The 4,626-nt window shown below is 47.0% G+C and carries 7 protein-coding genes; 2 read left to right on the top strand and 5 right to left on the bottom strand.

All coding sequences use genetic code 11. From position 1 onward, the window contains the following. Positions 1–343 precede the first annotated feature (343 nt). Positions 344–1,057 carry a pirin family protein gene (locus RMO35_RS11455; RefSeq protein WP_309741326.1) on the top strand — a complete coding sequence of 238 codons (714 nt, stop codon included), beginning with the start codon at positions 344–346 and terminating at the stop codon, positions 1,055–1,057. 42 nt (positions 1,058–1,099) lie between these two features. On the opposite strand, the gene RMO35_RS11460 is transcribed toward RMO35_RS11455, so the two are convergent. Both RMO35_RS11460 and RMO35_RS11465 read right to left on the bottom strand, forming a co-directional pair. After that, a complete protein-coding gene (locus RMO35_RS11460) occupies positions 1,100–1,711 on the bottom strand; it encodes a DsbA family protein (protein WP_309741327.1) in 612 nt (203 codons plus the stop codon). Between the two features lie 10 nt (positions 1,712–1,721). Beyond that, positions 1,722–2,735 (bottom strand): aldo/keto reductase, encoded by a 1,014-nt coding sequence (locus tag RMO35_RS11465; RefSeq protein ID WP_309741328.1) that lies wholly within the window; start codon positions 2,733–2,735, stop codon positions 1,722–1,724. Positions 2,736–2,826: 91 nt separating this feature from the next. Here RMO35_RS11465 and RMO35_RS11470 point away from each other — a divergent pair, with 91 nt between their 5' ends. Beyond that, positions 2,827–3,408 (top strand): Uma2 family endonuclease, encoded by a 582-nt coding sequence (locus tag RMO35_RS11470; RefSeq protein WP_309741329.1) that lies wholly within the window; start codon positions 2,827–2,829, stop codon positions 3,406–3,408. Between the two features lie 66 nt (positions 3,409–3,474). Here RMO35_RS11470 and RMO35_RS11475 read toward each other — a convergent pair whose 3' ends face one another. The 3 genes from RMO35_RS11475 to RMO35_RS11485 all read right to left on the bottom strand — a co-directional run. After that, entirely contained in the window at positions 3,475–3,885 is a 411-nt protein-coding gene (locus RMO35_RS11475; protein WP_309741339.1) for a Uma2 family endonuclease, read from the bottom strand. After that, positions 3,824–4,024: a hypothetical protein gene (locus RMO35_RS11480; RefSeq protein WP_309741334.1), complete on the bottom strand. Its 201-nt coding sequence runs from the start codon at positions 4,022–4,024 to the stop codon at positions 3,824–3,826. Before RMO35_RS11480 ends, RMO35_RS11475 begins: the two co-directional genes overlap by 62 nt. Then, positions 4,021–4,626 (bottom strand): helicase-related protein (locus tag RMO35_RS11485; RefSeq protein ID WP_309741336.1); only part of this gene is annotated, 606 nt, incomplete at its 5' end. The genes RMO35_RS11485 and RMO35_RS11480, both read right to left, overlap by 4 nt.

The raw sequence follows: 4,626 nt of genomic DNA on the forward strand, positions 1-4,626 counted from the left end.
GTCCTTAGCAGAAGTGCTTGCAGGTATCGGTAAAACTACTACTGACGCTGCTGCCAGCGCCGATCCTGGTGCTGCGGCTAAAGTAAAACAATTAGGCGAATTACTAACTCAGGCAGCTAGCTCCTTAAAATAGTCCGTAACGCACGTTACAACTATTAGTGCCTCGGCTAGGATTTTTTCCAGCAAATCGATAATAGTAAGTTAAACGCACGCGCTGAGGTTTCTTAGGGCGTGCGTTTGATTAGAGAGCGGTGGCGGTAAGAGGTAAGAGGTAAGAGGTAAGAGGTAAGAGGTAATGATTCTCTCGATGTGTCGTTCTTTAATTAGAGATGAGGATAGTTAAATGAGTACAACTGCTGTAAATACAATTCACCCTGGCGACCTGCGCGGTCATACCAAAATTAGCTGGCTAGACAGTTACCATACATTTTCATTTAGCAATTTTTACGACCCGCAGCGGATGGGGTTTCGATCGTTGCGCGTCATTAATGACGATCGGGTTGCGCCTGGAGCGGGATTTGGCACGCACGGACATCGGGACATGGAAATTTTGACCTATGTACTTGCCGGAGAGTTGGCGCACAAAGATAGTCTCGGTACTGGTGCGGTAATTCGACCGGGCGATGTCCAAATCATGAGTGCGGGGACTGGTATTCAACACAGTGAATTCAATAATTCAGATACCGAACCAGTCCACTTATTGCAAATCTGGATCCTCCCCGACAGGCAAAATATCACACCCCGTTACGACCAACGTCAATTCTCCCCAGCCGATAAGCAGGGCAAACTTCGGCTGGTGGCGTCCCCAGACGGGCGCGACGGCTCGGTAATAGTGCATCAAGATCTGAACCTGTATGCAGCACTTCTCGGGGCTGGCGACCGCCTGACATTTGAGATGGAGCCGCAGCGGTATGTCTGGCTGCAAGTAGCCAGCGGCGACCTTACGCTCAACGGCGAATCCTTGGTAGCAGGTGATGGCGTCCAAATTAGTACACCAGAATTATTAGAACTAACGACCGCAGCTAATGCGGAAGTCCTATTATTCGACCTCGCCTAATCGGAACGATCGGTTGATTTAGCCTTCATAAATCTAGGGATCTCAGTGGAGATCGCTCAGGAAATGAATTAATAAAACAAGGCGATCGTTTCCCCAGAATAGCTCGTCCAAAGCAATAAATGTCGGCACGCCAAATACGCCAGCATGATGAGCGCGGTTAATTGTTTCATCAAGCCGCTCTGTTGTTGCTGGCGATATCAATGCCGCCTGAAATTTCAGCGCGGAAATACCACATAACTCGGCAAAACCGATACATTCTTGCTGCTCGATTTTAGATTGCGAACCCTGGAACATCGCTGCGAATAGTAGGTGACTGTACTCCTCCACCTTGCCAAACTGCTTCGCTGCCGTACATGCCCGCGCTAACAACTCTGAATCGAAATGTACCCGTCCGCGCGGTTCGACAAATGGAACTCCATATAATTTAGCCCATCGGATTGCATCCAGTTCGCGATAAGTCCATTCATATTGTCCAGAGGGTTTACCCGCAAATGGACTACATTCGCGCTGAGAAATTAGCCGCACGCTATTAATAGGATGCCATTCTATCTGACAACTAGTTTGCTGTTCGATCGCTTCAATTTGAGTGGCAGCTAGATATGAATAACGGCTGCCAATGGAGTAGTAAAAATCAATATTTACGTTTGCGCTCATGAATGTGCGGTTAGAGATTGACCATTTGCATCATTGCGGCGGGATAACGATCGCCTGAAGCAGCACCTTGAGGCAGAATTGAATTAATGCGATCGAGTTCTCGATCTGTTAACTCGATCTCCAACGCGCCGAGATTATCGAGCAAGTAAGAAACGCGCTTGGTACCGGGAATCGGCACGATATCCTCGCCTTGCTGGAGCAACCAGGCGATCGCTAGTTGAGCTGGCGTACAATTTTTGTCATGTGCCATCTGTTGCACCTGCGCGACTAAATCTAAATTGCGCCCAAAATTCTCGCCCTGAAATCGCGGTGAGGTGCGTCGCCAGTCGTTTGGCTCTAAATCGTCAAAAGTTCTAATCTGCCCAGTGAGAAAGCCGCGTCCGAGGGGACTCCAGGGTACAAACCCGATTTCCAGTTCGCGGCAAGTAGGCAAGATTTCTGCCTCCACATCCCGACTCCAGAGCGAGTACTCGCTTTGCAAAGCGGCAATCGGATGTACCGCATGAGCGCGGCGGATCGTGGCGGCGGATGCCTCTGATAAGCCTAAGAATCGGACTTTGCCTTCTGTGACTAATTCTGCCATCGTCCCCACCGTATCTTCAATCGGCGTATGCGGATCGACACGATGCTGATAGTACAAGTCGATCGTCTCTACTCCCAACCGCCGCAAACTCGCCTCACAAGCCGAGCGCACGTACTCGGGACGACCGTTGACGGGGATGGTATATCCACCTGTGCTGACGTCACTCAGCCCAAATTTGGTGGCAATGACAACCTTATCGCGGCGATCGCGAATTGCTTTGCCGATTAGTGTCTCATTATGTCCCTTGCCATAAGCATCCGCCGTATCTAGGAACGTCACACCCAGATCGATCGCTTGATGAATGGTATCGATCGCCATCTCTTCATCTGCGGCACCATACACCCCAGACATGCCCATACAGCCCAGCCCCAGAGCCGAAACTACCAGTCCGCGTTGGCGAAGCCTCTCTGAAAGAGAATTGCCGAGTTTACGAGTTTGCACGAGCGGATCTCCTGTAATTCATTTCTCTAATACTAACTATTTTTATCTTATAGTGACTCTATAGGACATTGAATAATAGGTGCTGTATCTGATGATTTCTGACACCGAACATTTTTCACACTTCACCCCATCAGTATATCTGGAGTGGGAAGCACAGCAAGAGTTTCGCTACGAATTCATCGATGGTAGCATCCGCCGCGTTGCTGATGAAACATTAGATCGAGCTATTGTTGTGGCGACAAACTTGAGTAACATGCTCCAAGAGCGATTTCACGGCACCGTATGTCGGGTGTTCGGAAATCGGACTAAAGTACAGACATTAGAATCTAACTCTTTCTGTTATCCAGATCTGAGCGTCAGTGGCGATGTTCACGATCGCAGTGCCAGCAATTTTATCACTCACCCTTATCTGATTATCGAAGTTTTATCCCCGCGTACTGAAGCTTATGACAGAGGCGAGAAGTTTGGTTTATACCGCCAGTCACCTACTCTCCAAGAATACGTCCTCATTAGTACCGATCGGATCCACTTTGATGTGTATCGCCAACCAACTGCTGGAATGTGGGAATTTATCACTTATAGTTCTGGCGATCTAGTTGAATTAACTAGTGTGAATTTCAGCTTTGAGATCGATCGAGTTTACGAGGATCTAGTAGTCGAAAGTGGGGAATAGTAGATTTAACCGAGCCAATGTTGCTGACATTATTTAAGAGAGGATGCAAACAATGCGATCGATATATTAACGAAATAATCGAGAGATATCGATCGAAAGCTCTGAAAAAGCTAGTGGTGAAATAGTACCACTACTCAAGCAAATTTCAGAGCGATATTCATTGTCGATAAGATCTCTAAACACGACCAATTCTAATGTTTGTAAATTCATTACCCAATATTCAGGGATGCCTGCGAGCGCATATAGATCTCGCTTCGCTCCCAAATCTTTGACTAGAGTCGTATTGGCGATCTCGATTAACCAAAATATATCTTCGGGGAATGGATGACGAGTTTGATATAGAGTATCGGGAGTTCTGACAATCGCAATATCTGGCTCTGGCTCCGAGTTATTAGGTAGAGTAATTGGGTGAAGCTCACCTAATTTCTGCTTGTTCTCCCAAGAGCAAGCGGAGATATTTAGCGGTACCTCGACAATAAAAGGAGTGCGCTACACCTTCTGGTGACATCTCAATGATTTCCCCGTCGATTAGTTCTAAAGATCGATCGTCTAACAATCCCGAGCCAATCATTTGGTGATATTCATCTAAGCTCCATTTGACGGTAACTAGAGTCATTTTGAAGAATTTCCAACTAATTTACCGCGCAATTGTTTAATACGATCGCGTAATGTTGCGGCTTTTTCAAATTCTAATTCTTTTGCTGCTACTTTCATTTCGGCCTCCAATTGGACGATCGCATCGGGAATTTGTTCGAGGGTTAATTCATCGACATGCTCGATGACTGTCTCCAATTGTTGGGCATTCAGTCGGCGTGAGAGATCGAGAAATTGGAGGATCGAATTAGTACCTGTTTTGACGATCGAGTAAGGCGTAATATTATTTACTTTATTATGTGCTGATTGAATACCACGCCGACGATCGGTTTCGTCGATCGCGGCTGTCATACTGTCGGTCATTTTATCGGCATACAAGATTGCTTGTCCGCGAATGTGTCGCGCCGCACGTCCGATTGTTTGAATGAGCGATCGCGTCGAACGCAAGAATCCTTCTTTATCGGCATCGAGAATGGCGACTAAAGATACCTCCGGCAAATCCAAACCTTCCCGCAATAAGTTTACCCCAATCAATACATCAAATTCACCATTCCGCAGACCTTGAATAATTTCAATTCGTTCGATCGATTGGATTTCTGAGTGGAGATATTTTACTCGCACACT

The organism is Chamaesiphon sp. OTE_20_metabat_361 (assembly GCF_031364565.1).